Source organism: Bradyrhizobium sp. (assembly GCF_049519115.1).
Lineage (GTDB): Bacteria > Pseudomonadota > Alphaproteobacteria > Rhizobiales > Xanthobacteraceae > Bradyrhizobium.
The window spans coordinates 42,928-57,755 of record NZ_JBEKRB010000037.1 but is presented as its reverse complement, the minus strand read 5'-3'; the positions used below and the strand labels follow the sequence as shown (position 1 = coordinate 57,755).

Below are 14,828 nucleotides of genomic sequence, written 5' to 3'. Positions count from 1 at the left end.
AGGGATGGGAAGCTGCGCATGATCAACGCCGCCGTCATCGGTCTGGGCTGGTGGGGACAAAACATCCTCAAAAACCTGCTCGACAGCGAGGTCATCAGGCCCGTGCTGGGCGTCGATCCGCTGGACTCCGCGCGCGCTTCCGCCGCGGCGCTCGGCGTCGAGACCGCATCGCGGTTTGAGGACGCGCTGGCCAATCCCAAGGTTCAGGCCGTCATTCTATCGACCCCGCAAGAACGTCATGCCGAACAGATCATCGCGGCCGCGCAAGCGGGGCGTCATGTGTTCTGCGAGAAACCATTGTGCACGACCGCAGCCGATGCGGAGGCTGCGTTGGCGGCCGTGAGCAAGGCCGGCGTCCAATTGGGTATCGGCCACGAACGCCGGTTCGAACCTGCCGTCATCGAGATGCGCAAACGCTTTGCGGCCGGCGAATTCGGCAACCCCTTGCTGCTGGAAGGCAATTTCAGCCAGGATTTGTTCCTGAAACTACCTCTCGACAATTGGCGGTTGTCGAAGACCATCAATCCGGCCGGGCCACTGTCGGCCACCGGCATTCACATGGTCGATCTGTCGATCGCGCTATTGGGACGGCCGACCAGCGTCTGGGCGCGGCTGGCGCAACTGGGCAGTCATTTCGAGAATGGCGATACGCTATCGATCACTATGGGATTCGAGAACGGCACCACCGCGTTGCTTGGGGCCGTACTGGCGACGCCGTTCATGGGGCGGCTGGCACTGCTCGGCTCGAAGGGCTGGATGGAAATCCGCGACCGTAGCCATCCGGAAAATTCGACCGGATGGGATGTCACCACCCTGCATCGCGACGAAATGCCCGTCACCGCTTTCTATGCGCCGCACCCGGCGGTGCGCGACAACCTTGAGACTTTTGGCCGAGCAGCATTGGGCCACGCAACCTATCCGGTCGAGCTGGATGAAATGCGGGCGAACGTCCGAAGCTTTGAAGCAATCCACCGATCGGTCAAAAGTGGAAAAATCGAGACCGTTGAAAGCTGATGAGCAAAGGAACAAGCACGATTTTACACGAGCGAGTTGTAACCAAAATCGCCGCGGCGCTCGGCAGCGCACTATTCCTGCTGCTTAGCGCGGCAGCCTGCGCCGAGGACGCCGGCGACTATCCCAATAAGCCAATCATCATGATCGTGCCATTTGCGCCCGGAGGCGCTTCCGATTTCGTCGCCCGCATCCTGCAGGCCGGTGTGAGCCGGATCCTCGGTCAGCAGATCGTGATCGACAATCGGACGGGCGCGGGGGGCGTCGTTGGCACCGAGCTCGCGGCGCGATCGGCGCCGGACGGTTACACCGCTTTTCTCGGCAATGTCGGCACCATCTCGATCAACCCGGCGGTCTATCACGACATGCACGTCAAGCCCGACCAGGAGCTGGCGCCGGTTTCGATCTGCGCCGACACGCCGAGCATCCTGATCACGCGGCCGGACTTGCCGGCCAGCACCGTCGCGGAACTGGTCAACTATGTGAAGGCGAACCAGGGCAAGATTACCTTCGCTTCTCCGGGCAGCAGCACGCTCAACCGGCTGGAGATGGAGGTTTTCAAAAAGGACGCCGGGCTCGACATGATCCACGTGCCTTACAAGGGCGGTGCCGCGCCCGCGGTAACGGACGTTCTCGGCGGCCATGTCGACCTCATGTTCACCACGATGTCCTCGGCGATGGAGCTCGTCAGGGACAAGAAGGTCAAGGCGCTCGCCGTCACCACGCGGGAGCGCGTGGCCAATCTGCCCGGCGTACCTACCATGTACGAGCTCGGCTGGAAGAACCTCGTGACCTCGTCCTGGCAGGGCGTGCTGGTGCCGACAGGCACGCCGCGGCCGATCGTCGAGAAGCTGCGCATGGCAATTGCCAAGGTGCTCGCCGATCCGGAGATTCAAGCACGCATGCTTAGCAGCGGCGCGATCGCCGTCAGCAGCAAGTCGCCTGAGGACTTTAAGGCCTATATGGACGGCGAAACCGCAAAGTGGACCAAGGTGACCGAAGAAAGCGGCGTGCGCGCGGATTGACGCAGCGCGCTGGTTTCTTCTCTGCACCACCACAACTGACTATGAGCTTTGCCTAAGGCGCATCTGCGCCGCAATTCGCTACAAAAAAAGGAGCCGAAAACGTGCAACAGGTCGAAGTGGCTGTCATTGGAACGGGGTGGTGCGGAGGCATACGGGCGGAAACGCTGTCGCGCTCGTCGCTCGTCGACAAGCTTCACATCTGTGAAATCAGGCCCGACCGCCTGGCCGAGGTCAAGGCGCTGACCAACGCGGCAACCGCGACGATCGACTACCGTGACATCATCAAGAACGAACGGATCAAGGTGGTCTACATCTCGACCACGCCGGAATCCAACCATTATCCGATCGCGCGCGAATGCCTTCGGGCCGACAAGCATGTGCTGCTGGAAAAGCCGATCGCGATCGAACTGTTCGAAGCTGATGAGCTGATCGAGATCGCTAAACGCGCCAATCTCAAATTTACCATCGGCTACTCGCAGCGCTTCAACCCGAAGCTCGCCTACGCCAAGAAAAAGATCACCGACGGCACGCTGGGCAAGCCGGTGTCGGTGATGGTGAGCCGGCATCTGTCACGCAGTCTCGGAAAGAAGATATCAAGCCGCGGCCGGCTGTCGCCTGCGACGATGGAATCGACCCACGACCTCGATTTCGTGTTCTGGCTACTTGAGCCTGCGAAACCCGTCCGCGTCTATTCGCAGGGCGCCTACGGTTACATGCAGGCGGTCAACGGCTCCTATGACGTCATGTGGAGCACCGTGACCATGGATAATGGCGTGCTGGTTTCGATCGGCGGCGGCTGGAACCTGCCGCCGAGCTATCCGAACTACTGCGCTACCACGGTCGAGATTACGGGAACGGAAGGTTCCCTATTCCTCGACGATACGCAGCGTGCCAACTGGCTCAATACGATGAAGGACGGTACGCAATACCCAATGTCGACGATGCCCGGCGAATGGGTCGATCACGTCTATGCCGGGCAGATGGGACCCGAGACGATTCACTTCCTCGAATGCGTGTTGCGCGATCAGCCGCCGATGGTGTCGCCGGAAAGTGCGCGTCGCGTGATGGAAACCTATCTCGGCGCGGACCTTTCGGCAGAATCCGGCGAGCCGATCAACCTGCCGCTCGACAACCGGGCTTTGTCGGCGGTCCAGGATCTCTACAAGAAGTTTCGTACGCCAGTGTAGAACTCGATCCGGAAAAGTCGGAAACGATTTTCCTAAAGCACCCTGCTATGCAAAGGGCGAGGCATGAAGCTACCACGAAAAAAATCGGCCTAGCCGTCATCGGTTGCGGGACGATCAGCCATCCGGGCTGAGTTCGCCCGGGACTATCCCGGCATCGGCTGGCTCGCCTGTGCGACACCAACGCCGAGGTCGGCCAGAAACTCGCCGAGGACGCCAAGGCTGATTTCTTCATCCCCGACTACAACGAGCTGTTGAAGCGCTCCGAGGTCACGGCCGCGATCATCGCGACGGACGAGCAAAAGGCTTCCCGACTCAACAAACGCTGGCCAACCTACGCCGGGCGGCCTTCTGGGCCGCCGCGGAGACGTCGCGGGGAGGCGCTGTGCCGGCGACGTGCTCCGCGCCAGCGACACCGAGGTCCATCCAGCCCGCATATTCGATGCTAGGGAGGGCACCCAAATGCTGTGTTTTAGGGGGCAGATTTAGGTCAAACGTCTTGTCAGATTGCTTTGGTACCAACAAAAATACCAGCAAGCGAAAGCTGCGGCGCATCCGGACTGATGTCTGTTTCCGGGAGCGAGAGCAGATACCCGCGCAAGCTCTATAGCCTGCGCGTCTTTTTTCGCCTCGACGAGTTCAGGTGGCGATGAGATCGCCATGTCTAAAATCTTATCTGCGTTTCAGCCTTATCGGCGTTAGCGGTCTCCATGGCGGCCGCCAACGCCGCCGACGTCTGGCGAGCGAAGCCGGCAAATTCTGGCGAGGTGCGAAAAGCTTCATCGCGGGGATAGCTGGTGTCGATTGCTATCTCAGAGGACACCTTGCCTGGACGACTCGTCATGACGACGATCCGGCTCGATAGATAGACCGACTCAAATACGGAATGAGTGACGAACACAATTGTCTTCTGCAGTCTGCGATAAAGTTCCAGGAGATCGTTATTGAGTTTGAAGCGTGTGATTTCGTCGAGTGCGGCAAATGGTTCATCCATTAGAACGAGCTTCGGCTTTGTGACCAGCGCTCGTGCGATTGAGACCCGCATCCTCATGCCGCCAGAAAGTTCGCGTGGATAGGCGCGTGTAAACTCGAGCAGTCCGACACCTTGAAGCGCCTCGTAGACGCGCGGCGCGGCAACCGATCGGCTGATCCGCTGCAGGCGAAGCGGCAAATAGACATTCTCGAAGACATTTGCCCACGGCATCAAAGTGGGCTCCTGGAAAACAAAGCTGACTACGTTGCGGCGGTCTCCCGGCAGGCCCACGGCATCCGACCAGTCAATTGAGCCTTCGCTCGGCTCACTGAGGCCTGAGAGTAATTGCAATGCAGTTGATTTGCCGCAGCCGGATGGGCCGAGCAGTGACACGAACTCGCCGTCCTGCAACGTAAGGTCGAAGCCGGCCAGGGCCGTGACGCCGTTTGCGAAGCTCCTGCCGGCATTCCGCATGGCGACGAGGGGCGCCGATAGTTCAGACATCTTGTTTCATTTGATCAGAACCCCGCCTAATCGCCGGCTATCGAACTTTCGTGCCAGCGCCGCAACACAAAATGTGAGACCCATGAAAGCACGGCAAAGATTGCAATTCCGGTCACCGAAATCATCACCAGCGCCGCGAACAACCTGGGAATACGAAGGCGATAAGAGGCCTCTAGGATGCGGTAGGCGAGTCCAGAGCCGGTCCCGCCCGTGCCGGCGACAAACTCGGCGACCACAGCACCAATCAGAGCGAGGCCGCCTGCAATGCGCAGCCCGGCCAAGTAATAAGGGAGTGCCGCCGGCAGCTTCAGCAGAAAAACGGTCTGCCAGCGGTTGGCACCATAGAGCTTGAACAGGCTGACCAGACCAAGATCTGTGCTTCTCAGGCCGACGGCTGCGTTCGCCACCACCGGGAAGAACGCGACAAGGGTGGCGCAGATCAGCAATGCGGCGTGCGTGTCTTTCACCCAGATGATGATCAACGGTGCAATCGCTACGATCGGCGTGACTTGCAAGATGATGGCATAGGGAAAAAGTGTACGTTCGATCCAGCGCGAACTGCTGAACAAAAGCGCCAGCAAAAGCCCGGCCACGGCCGATACGGCGAAAGCTTCGAGTGTGATATCAACGGTAACCCAAAGGCTCGGCGCCAGCGAGCCAAAATCATTAAAGAGAGTGGAAAGGATTAAGAGCGGACTTGGTAAAATGTAGGGAGGCACGTCCTCGACCCGCACCGCTATTTCCCAAGCCGATAGAACCACCAGGCCGAACAAATAAGGGGAGGCGATTTCGATCGCTTTGACCGTGTACGCCTTCAGCCGGCGCGCACCCCCGGCAAGCGGGATCAACGCGTTGCGTGATTGCGTCCTTCCGGTCATGTATGTTTCCAGACGGTTGGCAGGATCTCCAAGCCGGTGCTATTTGCGCATCTCCATGGCATGCTTTTTATTAACAAAGCGCAAGGTGTAGGCCTTGGTATAGTCAAGACTGGCCGGATAAATTCCAAGCTTTGACGCGGCTGCAAAGAACGAACTCCACCGAGCGTCGGTCATGGCACCAATACCAAGTGTCATCGTATCGCCGGAATCGACCAATCCTCGCTCCTTCATCGCAGCCAGGGAATTGTTGATGTCGGCATCTGTGATGTCGGCATTTTCTTTTTTGATCAGGGCGTTGCCGGGGGTCGGATCCCCATAGATATAACTATACCACCCCTCAATCGTAGCATCGACGAAGCGCTGAACCAGATCAGGTTTATCGGAGATAATTGCCGTCGTAGTTTCCAGCGTCTGCGCGTAAGAATTATAATCGGCAACGTCTGCGACCATAAAAACGTTGGGCTTAAAATGCGCCTGAGCCTCGATCAGATAAGGCTCCGCCGTCACGTAGCCCTGCTGTACCATCTCAGGATCGGCCAGAAAGGGCGCAAGGCTGAAAGTGTAGGGCCGGATTTGGGAATCCGAAAAACCGTATTTGGCGACTAGAAAACGCCACCAAGTGTCGATCGATTGCTGGCCGAGCTCGACCGGCTTGCCCTTGATCGCCGAAACGGTGTCAACCCCGGGATGCGATAGTAGGATCGACGGCTCCTTCTGAAATGAAGCCGCGATCACCTGGATTGGAAGGCCCTGTTCGACATAGTTGAAGCCGCTCGCCGAACTTGAGGCCACGCGAAACTGTACTTGTCCGTTGACCAGCATGAGCTGTGAGTTGACCTGTGGGCCGCCTGGCAGGATCGACACATCCAAACCGTGTCTGGCGTAGATGCCGGTCGCAGCAGCCTGGTAATAGCCTCCGTGCTGCGGATCGGGCAGCCAGCTCATCACCACTTTCACTGCGTCGTTGGCACTCGCGCTGACGACGCTACCGAGCCAAAGGCCTAGCGCAATCGTTCCGGCATTCGAGAGGGCGCGCGCTGAGAAATTCATATTTCGGGCCTTTCATGTGTACCGCTTCTGCTATCCCGGCACGCCAGCGGCGAAGTAACACTCACTTGGGGCAAAGAATGCTGCCGGGGAGGGGTGTCGTAAAGCATCATTTTGCGTCACTGGCGTTGCCTTCTGAGCAAGGTTAGGATTATCGGTCCCAACGGGGACGTCTACAATGGAGTTTCATTCCCGGCTGCGTGCCCCTGCGTGAGCGGGCACTCAAGCCCGACGTTCTCAGGCTAGTTCGGCACCGCGTCCCTCTCGACCATTTGTCGAGCATGATGCTTGAAATGCTCAACGCCCTGTGGACGCTTGGCGGCGGTTGCCGATCGCCTAGGCGCAACACGGTGCGCGAATTTTGATGCTTTCTGTCTTCCAGCTCGAAGTGTTAGATTCGTGATTATTTGAGAGGGGAACTATCAACATGAGCTTCGATCTGAGCACTCTCACCATCCCGGAGTCAGGACCATACTGGCTGAAGCGGGCACGCGTGCCGACCTGCTTCATGGCCACAACGGTTGCCGAGGCGGTTGCAGACGGTGATGGCACCGTTTTGCTCGATCTATTGATTGAAGAGGGGGCTATTGGCCGCATCGTCGCATCCGGCACGATTGCCGCATCTCAACCGCCGTCTGTCGACATGGCTGGTCGGCACGTCTGGCCCACGCTCGTCGATATGCACGCTCATCTAGACAAGTGCCACGTCATTCCTCGCAGCAATCCGGACGGCACATTCACGGGCGGCCGCGTCGGCACCGTGCGTGATCGCAAGTTCTGGAGCTATGACGACCTTTATCGTCGCATGTCGTTCGGATTGCGCTGCGCTTATGCTCATGGGGTATCCGCCATCCGTACACATCTAGATTCGCATGAAGGACTAGCGGAACGTGGTTGGGCGGTGTTTCGCGACTTGCGCGATGAGTGGGCCGGCCGGATCGAGCTTCAGGCGGTGGCGCTCGTGCCAATCGATGCTTTCCGCGGAGATTACGGCGTCTGGCTTGCCGATCTTGTTGAGCAGTCCGGTGGAGTGCTCGGTGGCGTCACCCGCGCCGCCGGCAAGGATCACGTGGGAACGCTCGCTGACACCGATGTTCTACTCGACACCGTGCTAAGGCTCGCCGCTGATCGCGGACTCGATGTCGATCTGCATGTTGATGAGTCTGATGACCTAGAAGCCTTTTCGCTACCGCGGGTTGCCGCTGCGGTGATGCGTAACCAATTTGCAAACCGCGTCGTCTGCGATCATTGCGTCAATCTCGCTTTGCAGCCTGAAGATGTCGCGGGGCGTACCATCGAGCTCTGTGCCGAAGCCGCCCTATCTGTCGTAACGCTGCCCACGCCCATGGTCTATCTTCAGGATCGCGCTTCCGGCCGTACGCCGCGATGGCGCGGCGTGACGTTGTTGCACGAACTGCGAAGCGCCGGCATTCCAGTTGCGGTCGCCGGCGACAATTGCCGCGACACTTGGTACGCCTACGGGGATCACGATATGGTCGATACGTTCCAGCAGGCGGTACGCATCTTTCATCTAGATCATCCGCTGATCGACGTGCCCGCGGTGGTCGGGCCGGTACCCAGCGAGATGATCCGCGCTCCTTCCCATGGTCGCGTCGCAGTAGGTGGCCCGGCAAGACTAATGCTATTCGCCGCTCGTACGATAAACGAATTACTGTCCCGGCCTCAGGCGGATCGTATCGTTCTTCATCGCGGTAGGCGCCTGCGTGACCGTTTGCCTGACTACGAAGAGCTTGACGATTTGATGTCGGCGCCGATCTCCGCAGTTGAAGTCGAGGAGGCTGCCGGATGATCCCTAGTGGCTGCTAACTCGGTTTGCTTCCGCGGATGTGAGCGTTGGTCTGCCGTTCGTATTGCATCGCCGTCTCTTGTACACACCGGTCCTTTGTTCTTCCAAACTCGCATAGAGCCTATGATTCAATCACCTTTGTTTATTCATGGCGTTGCGCAACGCCCTCGGGGGGGTGCCGTGCCACCTTTTGAATGCCCTAGAAAAGTGACTAGCGCTTGCGAACCCGCTCGCAAGGGCGATATCGACGAGCGGGATGCTCGATTCTTTCAATAGGATGGCCGCCCTGGTTAGCCGGATACGCATGTAGGTCGTTCCGATGGTCTGCCGCAGGTTGGACCGAAACAGTCTTTCGAGCTGTCTTACCGAAACCTGATTACGTCGCGCCAGCGCCGCTCGGCTGAGTGGCTCTTCCAGATTGGCCTCCATTGCGGCCAGCGTCGCCAGGATCTTCTCGTTGGTTGACTTGTACCGTTCGCGAAGCGATACCCGTTGGGTTGCGTGCGCCTCGCGAAGCTGGGTTTGGAGGAACCAGTCATTCACCATGGTTGCGAGTTGACGACCGTGGTTTTCCGCAATCAACGCCGTGGCCAGATCGAGGCCTGCAATGCCGCCAGCGCAGGTGAGTCGATCCCGATCGATGACGTACAGTCCCTGCTGGACGTCGAGCTGCGGAAAGGCCTCAATAAAAGCCGGCCGGTGTTCCCAATGGATTGTGCAACGATAGCCGTCGAGCAGGCCGGCGCGCGCGAGAATATAGGGACCACCGGAGACGCCGCCGATCCGCATCTTCCGCGAAGCCTGATAGCGCAACCGGGCGAAAGTACGCTTGTCACGAAACAGAGCCGGATTTCCAGCCGCGCACACGAGCAAGAGATCAAGTGCGAGTGTGTCGTCGATTTGCGCATCCGCCCGGAATCTCGCACCATTCGACGCGTTTACGAACGCTTCTCTGACCGAGATATGCTTCCATTCGTAGAGGGTGCGTCCCGACAGAACATTGGCGGCGCGAAAAGCTTCGACGAGGGACGCGTAAGACATCAGCGCGAATCCGTCGATCAACAGAAAGCCGATGCGGATCGCGCGATTTTGGTGCAGATTTCGTTTGTCGCTAATCGGCAAAATGATGTCGCTTTTCGTCATGCCTCATCTCGACTAACAGCCATTATGGGCTAAAACCAACTGCTTGGACCGGAGCGGATGCGATATTCTCTTTTTGCCTTGGCGCGAGGCGCTCTGACGAAGCACCGCCATTGGCAGCCGGCATGGCGTGATGCTGCGCCAAACGGGCCTTATGACGTGATCGTCATCGGCGGGGGAGGCCACGGGCTGGCGACCGCCTACTACCTCGTCAGGAACCACGGCATCAAAAAAGTAGCTGTGCTTGAACGTGGCTGGATTGGCGGTGGGAATGCCGGACGCAATACGACGATCATCAGGTCCAATTACGGACTGGATGGAAATATCCCGTTCTACGAATGGTCGATGAAGCTTTGGGAAGGACTGGAACAAGATCTCAACTACAATGCGATGGTAAGCCAGCGCGGCGTGCTGAATTTGTACCACAGCGACACGCAGCGGGACGGCTATGCGCGACGCGGCAATGCGATGCGGCTGCACGGTGTCGATGCCGAACTGCTCGACCATGAGGCCGTCAGGCAGATGGCGCCGTTCCTGAATTTCGAACATGCCCGATTTCCGATCCAGGGCGGTCTGTTGCAGCGTCGAGGTGGAACGGCGCGACATGATGCGGTCGTCTGGGGCTACGCACGGGCGGCTTCCGAACTCGGCGTCGACATCATTCAGAACTGCGAGGTGACGGGCTTCATTCGCAGTCCGCAAGGCCGAATGACCGGAGTTGAAACGACGCGCGGTCGCATCATGGGCGGCAAAATCGGCATGGCGGTGGCCGGACACAGCTCTCAAGTCGCCGAAATGGCAGGCCTGCGGCTTCCGATCGAAAGCCATGTTTTGCAGGCGTTCGTGACGGAAGCACTCAAGCCGTTGATACCCGGTGTCATCACCTTCGGGGCCGGCCATTTCTACGTCAGCCAGTCCGACAAAGGCGGCCTTGTGTTCGGCGGCGATATCGACGGCTACAACAGCTATGCCCAGCGTGGAAACTTGCCGGTGGTAGAAGATGTCTGCGAGGGCGGCATGGCTCTAATGCCCATGATCGGCCGCCTGCGCATGCTCAGATCCTGGGGGGGCATCATGGACATGTCCATGGACGGCTCACCGATCATCGATCGTTCTCCGATCGATGGCTTATATCTGAACGCCGGATGGTGTTACGGCGGATTCAAGGCGACGCCGGCGAGCGGCTGGTGTTTCGCTCATCTGCTTGCGCGAGATGAGCCACACCACACGGCTGTTTCGCTTCGGCTCGACAGGTTCGCGACCGGCCGCGTCATCGACGAGAAGGGCCAGGGCGCCCAACCCAACCTGCACTAGAGGTTTTATGAAAATACCATGTCCCTATTGCGGCGAGCGAGATAGCGCGGAGTTCGCCTATCGCGGCGATGCGTCTGTCGTGCGTCCGGCCGCGGATGCGGGCGAAGAGGCATTTGTCGAATATGTCTACATGCGCAGCAACCTGGCCGGCGAAATCTCGGAACAATGGTATCACGGACAAGGCTGCCGGAACTGGCTCGTCGTGAAGCGAAATACGCGGACGCACGTCATATCTGCGTCCACGCTGGCGAAGGAGAGTAGGCCATGAGCCGCTTGCCGTCGGGCGGACTCATCAATCGCGACAAACCGTTGAATTTTGTGTTCGACGGCAAAAAGCTCAGGGGTTACGAGGGCGACACGCTGGCCTCCGCGCTGCTCGCGAATGGAATCCGGGTAGTCGGCCGGTCGTTTAAATACCATCGCCCCCGCGGCATCCTCAGCGCCGGCAACGAGGAGCCGAATGCCCTCGTGACGCTAAGGAAAGGTGCGCGGGCAGAGCCGAACACGCGGGCAACGTCCGTGCAGTTGTTCGAGGGACTCGTCGCCGAAAGTCAGAATCGCTGGCCATCCCTCGGCTTTGATTTGATGGCGCTGAATAACCTGGTCTCGCCGTTGCTGACGGCGGGATTCTACTACAAGACGTTCATGTGGCCAGCGTCGTTCTGGGAAAAGGTCTACGAACCGCTGATCCGTCGCGCCGCCGGTCTCGGCAGGGCGAGCACGCAGTCTGACCTTGACACCTACGACAAGGCTCACGCCTTCTGCGATATCTTGGTCATAGGCTCCGGGCCTGCTGGCCTGGGTGCGGCGCTTGCGGCTTCGCAAGCGAACGCGCGCGTGATCCTGGTCGAGGACGACTGGCTACTGGGGGGGCGCCTGCAATGTGAGAAGCACGAAATCGATGGGGCGCCTGCAGGCGATTGGGTGCGAAGGATCGAGGGCATCCTGACGGCGATGCCCAACGTCTCGATATTTACGCGAACGACCGTTTTTGGTGCGTACGACGGTGGTACTTTCGGCGCGGTCGAGCGGGTTTCGGATCATCTCGCTGAACCGAAGTCGGGCGCGCCGCGCCAAAGACTTTGGAAGATTCGCGCGAAGCGCGTCATCCTCGCAACGGGAGCAATCGAGCGGCCGTTGCTTTTCGGAGGCAATGATCTGCCCGGGGTCATGATGGCATCGGCGGTTCGTGCCTACGCGACCCGTTTTGCCGCCTCGCCGGGCGAGGAGATCGTCATTTACACGACGACGGAAAGTGGATGGGCCGCGGCGAAGGATCTGACGGAGTGCGGGGCCAACGTCACAGCCGTCATCGACGCGCGTGCTTCTGCGTTGACAGAGGGTGCGCGTCGCTTTGCGGCTGCCGGCATCCGTGTCCTCGAAAACACCGTCGTGGTCGATGCTTTGGGAGGCCGCAGTCTGCGAAGCCTTACGGTTCGAGGCTCGGATGGTAAAACTCAGAACGTCGCCGCGGACGTGCTTGCGATATCAGGCGGGTGGAATCCGGCCATGGGCATTGGCTGCAATCTGGGAAGCCGGCCGGTCTGGTCCGACGAGATCCACGCCTTCGTGCTGGCGAGTCCGCCTGCCGGCATGACGCTGGCGGGCTCGGCTGCGGGAAATTTCTCGCTCGCGGAGGCATTGAAGGATGGCCAGTGCGCAGGTATGGCGGCGGCGGGAGATTTAGGTTTTTCCCCGTCGGCCGCGATTACTCCACGGTGCGGCGAAGATGCAACAGCAAGCATGCCGCTTTGGCATGTCGCAGGCGCCAAAAAAAAGGTCTTCGTCGATTTCCAGCACGATGTCACCGACACCGATATTGGATTGGCCGCGCAGGAAGGGTTCAGCTCGGTCGAGCACCTGAAAAGGTATACGACGCTCGGGATGGCTACCGATCAGGGCAGACTGGGCCAGGTCAATGGTCAGGCCCTGCTGGCGCGTCATCTCGGCAAAACTCTGGCGGAGACCGGAACGATTCTGTCCAGACCGCCATATCTTCCGGTCGCGATTGGCGCGCTGGCCGGACATCATCGCGAAGAAAATTTTCGCCCCGAGCGGCGCGCTGCCAGCCACGATTGGGCTGTCGAAAACGGCGCCGTTTTTGTCGATACCGGACTGTGGAAGCGCGCCCAATGGTTTCCGAAGCCTACCGAAAAAGATTGGCTGGATAGCGTCACGCGCGAAGCCGCCGCCGTGCGTACGTCAGTGGGTGTTTGCGATGTATCGACGCTGGGCAAGATCGATCTTCACGGCGCCGACGCCGGCATTTTTCTGGATCGCCTTTACATCAACATGTTCTCAACCCTTCCAGTCGGAAAGGCGCGCTATGGCGTCATGTTGCGGGAGGACGGCTTCGTTCTCGATGACGGCACGACGACCCGACTGGCGGACGACCACTACTACATGACCACCACGACCGCCAATGCAGTCAAAATCATGCAGCACGTTGACTATTGCAGGCAGGTGCTTTGGCCTGAACTCAATGTGCAAGCCGTTTCCGTCACCGAACAATGGGCACAGTTCGCTGTCGCGGGGCCGAATTCGCGGCGGTTGTTGCAAAAGGTTTTTTCGAACATCGATCTTTCGAACGAGGCGTTTCCATACATGTCGGCGACCTCGCTCGTCTGGATGGGCGTGCCGGCAAGAATATTCCGGCTTTCGTTCTCCGGCGAACTTGCCTACGAAATCGCCGTTCCGGCGCGGTACGGCGACGCGTTGATCCGCATCCTGATGCGGGAGGGATGCAAACTCGGCGTGGTTGCCTATGGCAGCGAAGCGCTTGGCGTGCTTCGGATCGAAAAGGGGCACCCGGCGGGCAGCGAGCTTAGCGGCCAGACCACGGCAACCGATCTCGGCTTCGGGCGGATGATGTCACAGAAGAAAGATTATGTCGGACGCGTCCTCGCCGGCCGTCCGGCGCTCACCGATCCTGCGCGGCCTTCGCTGGTAGGCTTGCGCCCGGTCGATCGTTCCAAGCGTCTTCGTGCGGGCGCGCACGTTCTCCTGTTATCGAGTGAAAACCGCGCCGACAACGATCTTGGCTACGTCACCTCGGTCGCGTTCTCGCCGGCGATGAACGGCTGGATCGGCCTTGGTCTGGTCAGCGGCGGTCCGCGACGGATTGGCGAACGTCTCAGGAGCCACGATCCCGTTCGCAACGGCGATGTCGAAATCGAGATTTTCAGTCCGATCTTTGTAGATCCCGAAGGAGCCCGCGTTCGTGGCTGAGACAATTATTCCGCGCGGAGCCTTTGAACAGCACCTCCGCACCCTAGCGCCCCATGGGGATACCAACGATATTCGAATCGAAGAGCGGCTGGATTTGGCCATAGCCACGGTGATGTCACGGGGCGATGACCGGGCGTTGGCAGCGAAGATTCATTGCGAATTCGGGCTACCACTTCCTTCAACGCCTCGGCGTGTTTCGAACGGTGTCAGGGCGCTGGTGGGAGTTGGGCCGGGTGTTTGGCTCGCGATATTCCGGGGCGCCGATCCCTTGATGGCTTCTGAACTGGCGTCGTCGCTGGTTGGACTGGCGTCCGTGGCGGATCAGACGAGCGCATATGCTGTGTTGCGGATCTCCGGCATTTTCGCCCGCCAAATTCTCTCTCGCGGAGCATTCATTGATTTCGATCCGTCGGTTTTCGGTCCTGGTTCTGCCGCTGTAACCACGGTCTCTCATATCGGCGTTACGATCTGGCAGATTGACGAAACCCCCACCTTCGAAATAGCGCTGTTTCGAAGTTTCGCCGACAGCTTCTGGCACTGGATGACGGCTACATCTACAGCGCTTGGCGTTGGTCTTGTCCGGGAAGATCGATCCCCTCCAGTTTGAGCCGATTGATCGCGCCCTTGTCGTGCTTTCGCGCAAAGTCCTGCTTGCTCGTGATCTTTCTTGATTTCGTGAAAGGAAACAATATTTCCTCTGATTGACAATGACGGGGT

13 protein-coding genes are annotated in these 14,828 nt (G+C 59.3%); 8 read left to right on the top strand and 5 right to left on the bottom strand.

Annotated elements, in window-relative coordinates; all coding sequences use genetic code 11:
* Positions 1–18 precede the first annotated feature (18 nt).
* The 3 genes from ABSE61_RS24645 to ABSE61_RS24635 all read left to right on the top strand — a co-directional run bounded on the left by ABSE61_RS24645 (position 19) and on the right by ABSE61_RS24635 (position 3,223).
* Entirely contained in the window at positions 19–1,014 is a 996-nt protein-coding gene (locus ABSE61_RS24645; protein ID WP_423873752.1) for a Gfo/Idh/MocA family protein, read from the top strand.
* Entirely contained in the window at positions 1,014–2,036 is a 1,023-nt protein-coding gene (locus ABSE61_RS24640) for a Bug family tripartite tricarboxylate transporter substrate binding protein (RefSeq protein WP_423873751.1), read from the top strand. The genes ABSE61_RS24645 and ABSE61_RS24640 overlap by 1 nt, the downstream gene beginning before the upstream one ends.
* Positions 2,037–2,137: 101 nt before the next feature.
* Positions 2,138–3,223, top strand: coding sequence for a Gfo/Idh/MocA family protein (locus ABSE61_RS24635; protein ID WP_423873750.1), 1,086 nt, complete (start codon positions 2,138–2,140; stop codon positions 3,221–3,223).
* A gap of 143 nt (positions 3,224–3,366) precedes the next feature.
* Here ABSE61_RS24635 and ABSE61_RS24630 read toward each other — a convergent pair whose 3' ends face one another.
* The 4 genes from ABSE61_RS24630 to ABSE61_RS24615 form a co-directional block, all read right to left on the bottom strand.
* On the bottom strand, positions 3,367–3,522 hold the full coding sequence (locus tag ABSE61_RS24630; RefSeq protein WP_423873749.1) for a hypothetical protein: 156 nt from the start codon (positions 3,520–3,522) through the stop codon (positions 3,367–3,369).
* A gap of 362 nt (positions 3,523–3,884) precedes the next feature.
* Positions 3,885–4,697, bottom strand: coding sequence for an ABC transporter ATP-binding protein (locus tag ABSE61_RS24625; protein WP_423873748.1), 813 nt, complete (start codon positions 4,695–4,697; stop codon positions 3,885–3,887).
* Positions 4,698–4,723: 26 nt separating this feature from the next.
* Positions 4,724–5,575 (bottom strand): ABC transporter permease, encoded by an 852-nt coding sequence (locus ABSE61_RS24620; protein WP_423873747.1) that lies wholly within the window; start codon positions 5,573–5,575, stop codon positions 4,724–4,726.
* Between the two features lie 39 nt (positions 5,576–5,614).
* On the bottom strand, positions 5,615–6,625 hold the full coding sequence (locus ABSE61_RS24615; protein ID WP_423873746.1) for an ABC transporter substrate-binding protein: 1,011 nt from the start codon (positions 6,623–6,625) through the stop codon (positions 5,615–5,617).
* A 424-nt stretch (positions 6,626–7,049) separates the two neighbouring features.
* Between ABSE61_RS24615 and ABSE61_RS24610 the strand changes: the two genes are divergently transcribed.
* On the top strand, positions 7,050–8,432 hold the full coding sequence (locus tag ABSE61_RS24610; RefSeq protein ID WP_423873745.1) for a cytosine deaminase: 1,383 nt from the start codon (positions 7,050–7,052) through the stop codon (positions 8,430–8,432).
* 129 nt (positions 8,433–8,561) lie between these two features.
* Here the strand turns inward: ABSE61_RS24610 and ABSE61_RS24605 are convergent, their stop codons facing one another.
* Positions 8,562–9,572: a GlxA family transcriptional regulator gene (locus ABSE61_RS24605; RefSeq protein WP_423873744.1), complete on the bottom strand. Its 1,011-nt coding sequence runs from the start codon at positions 9,570–9,572 to the stop codon at positions 8,562–8,564.
* Between the two features lie 57 nt (positions 9,573–9,629).
* Between ABSE61_RS24605 and ABSE61_RS24600 the strand changes: the two genes are divergently transcribed.
* Genes ABSE61_RS24600 through ABSE61_RS24585 form a run of 4 tightly spaced genes read left to right on the top strand, consistent with a single transcriptional unit; the run spans position 9,630 to position 14,718 of the window.
* Positions 9,630–10,883 carry a sarcosine oxidase subunit beta family protein gene (locus tag ABSE61_RS24600; protein WP_423873743.1) on the top strand — a complete coding sequence of 418 codons (1,254 nt, stop codon included), beginning with the start codon at positions 9,630–9,632 and terminating at the stop codon, positions 10,881–10,883.
* Positions 10,884–10,890: 7 nt separating this feature from the next.
* Positions 10,891–11,151 carry a sarcosine oxidase subunit delta gene (locus tag ABSE61_RS24595; RefSeq protein WP_423873742.1) on the top strand — a complete coding sequence of 87 codons (261 nt, stop codon included), beginning with the start codon at positions 10,891–10,893 and terminating at the stop codon, positions 11,149–11,151.
* Positions 11,148–14,111 (top strand): sarcosine oxidase subunit alpha family protein, encoded by a 2,964-nt coding sequence (locus ABSE61_RS24590; protein WP_423873741.1) that lies wholly within the window; start codon positions 11,148–11,150, stop codon positions 14,109–14,111. Before ABSE61_RS24595 ends, ABSE61_RS24590 begins: the two co-directional genes overlap by 4 nt.
* Positions 14,104–14,718 carry a sarcosine oxidase subunit gamma gene (locus ABSE61_RS24585; RefSeq protein ID WP_423873740.1) on the top strand — a complete coding sequence of 205 codons (615 nt, stop codon included), beginning with the start codon at positions 14,104–14,106 and terminating at the stop codon, positions 14,716–14,718. Before ABSE61_RS24590 ends, ABSE61_RS24585 begins: the two co-directional genes overlap by 8 nt.
* Positions 14,719–14,828: the final 110 nt, after the last annotated feature.

Excerpts from the sequence above, each read along its gene's own strand:
- ABSE61_RS24610 (WP_423873745.1), top strand. The coding sequence starts at position 7,050 with ATGAGCTTCGATCTGAGCACTCTCACCATCCCGGAGTCAGGACCATAC.
- ABSE61_RS24645 (WP_423873752.1), top strand. The coding sequence starts at position 19 with ATGATCAACGCCGCCGTCATCGGTCTGGGCTGGTGGGGACAAAACATC.
- ABSE61_RS24590 (WP_423873741.1), top strand. The coding sequence starts at position 11,148 with ATGAGCCGCTTGCCGTCGGGCGGACTCATCAATCGCGACAAACCGTTG.
- ABSE61_RS24600 (WP_423873743.1), top strand. The coding sequence starts at position 9,630 with ATGCGATATTCTCTTTTTGCCTTGGCGCGAGGCGCTCTGACGAAGCAC.
- ABSE61_RS24620 (WP_423873747.1), bottom strand. The coding sequence starts at position 5,575 with ATGACCGGAAGGACGCAATCACGCAACGCGTTGATCCCGCTTGCCGGG.
- ABSE61_RS24605 (WP_423873744.1), bottom strand. The coding sequence starts at position 9,572 with ATGACGAAAAGCGACATCATTTTGCCGATTAGCGACAAACGAAATCTG.
- ABSE61_RS24595 (WP_423873742.1), top strand. The coding sequence starts at position 10,891 with ATGAAAATACCATGTCCCTATTGCGGCGAGCGAGATAGCGCGGAGTTC.
- ABSE61_RS24615 (WP_423873746.1), bottom strand. The coding sequence starts at position 6,625 with ATGAATTTCTCAGCGCGCGCCCTCTCGAATGCCGGAACGATTGCGCTA.
- ABSE61_RS24625 (WP_423873748.1), bottom strand. The coding sequence starts at position 4,697 with ATGTCTGAACTATCGGCGCCCCTCGTCGCCATGCGGAATGCCGGCAGG.
- ABSE61_RS24640 (WP_423873751.1), top strand. The coding sequence starts at position 1,014 with ATGAGCAAAGGAACAAGCACGATTTTACACGAGCGAGTTGTAACCAAA.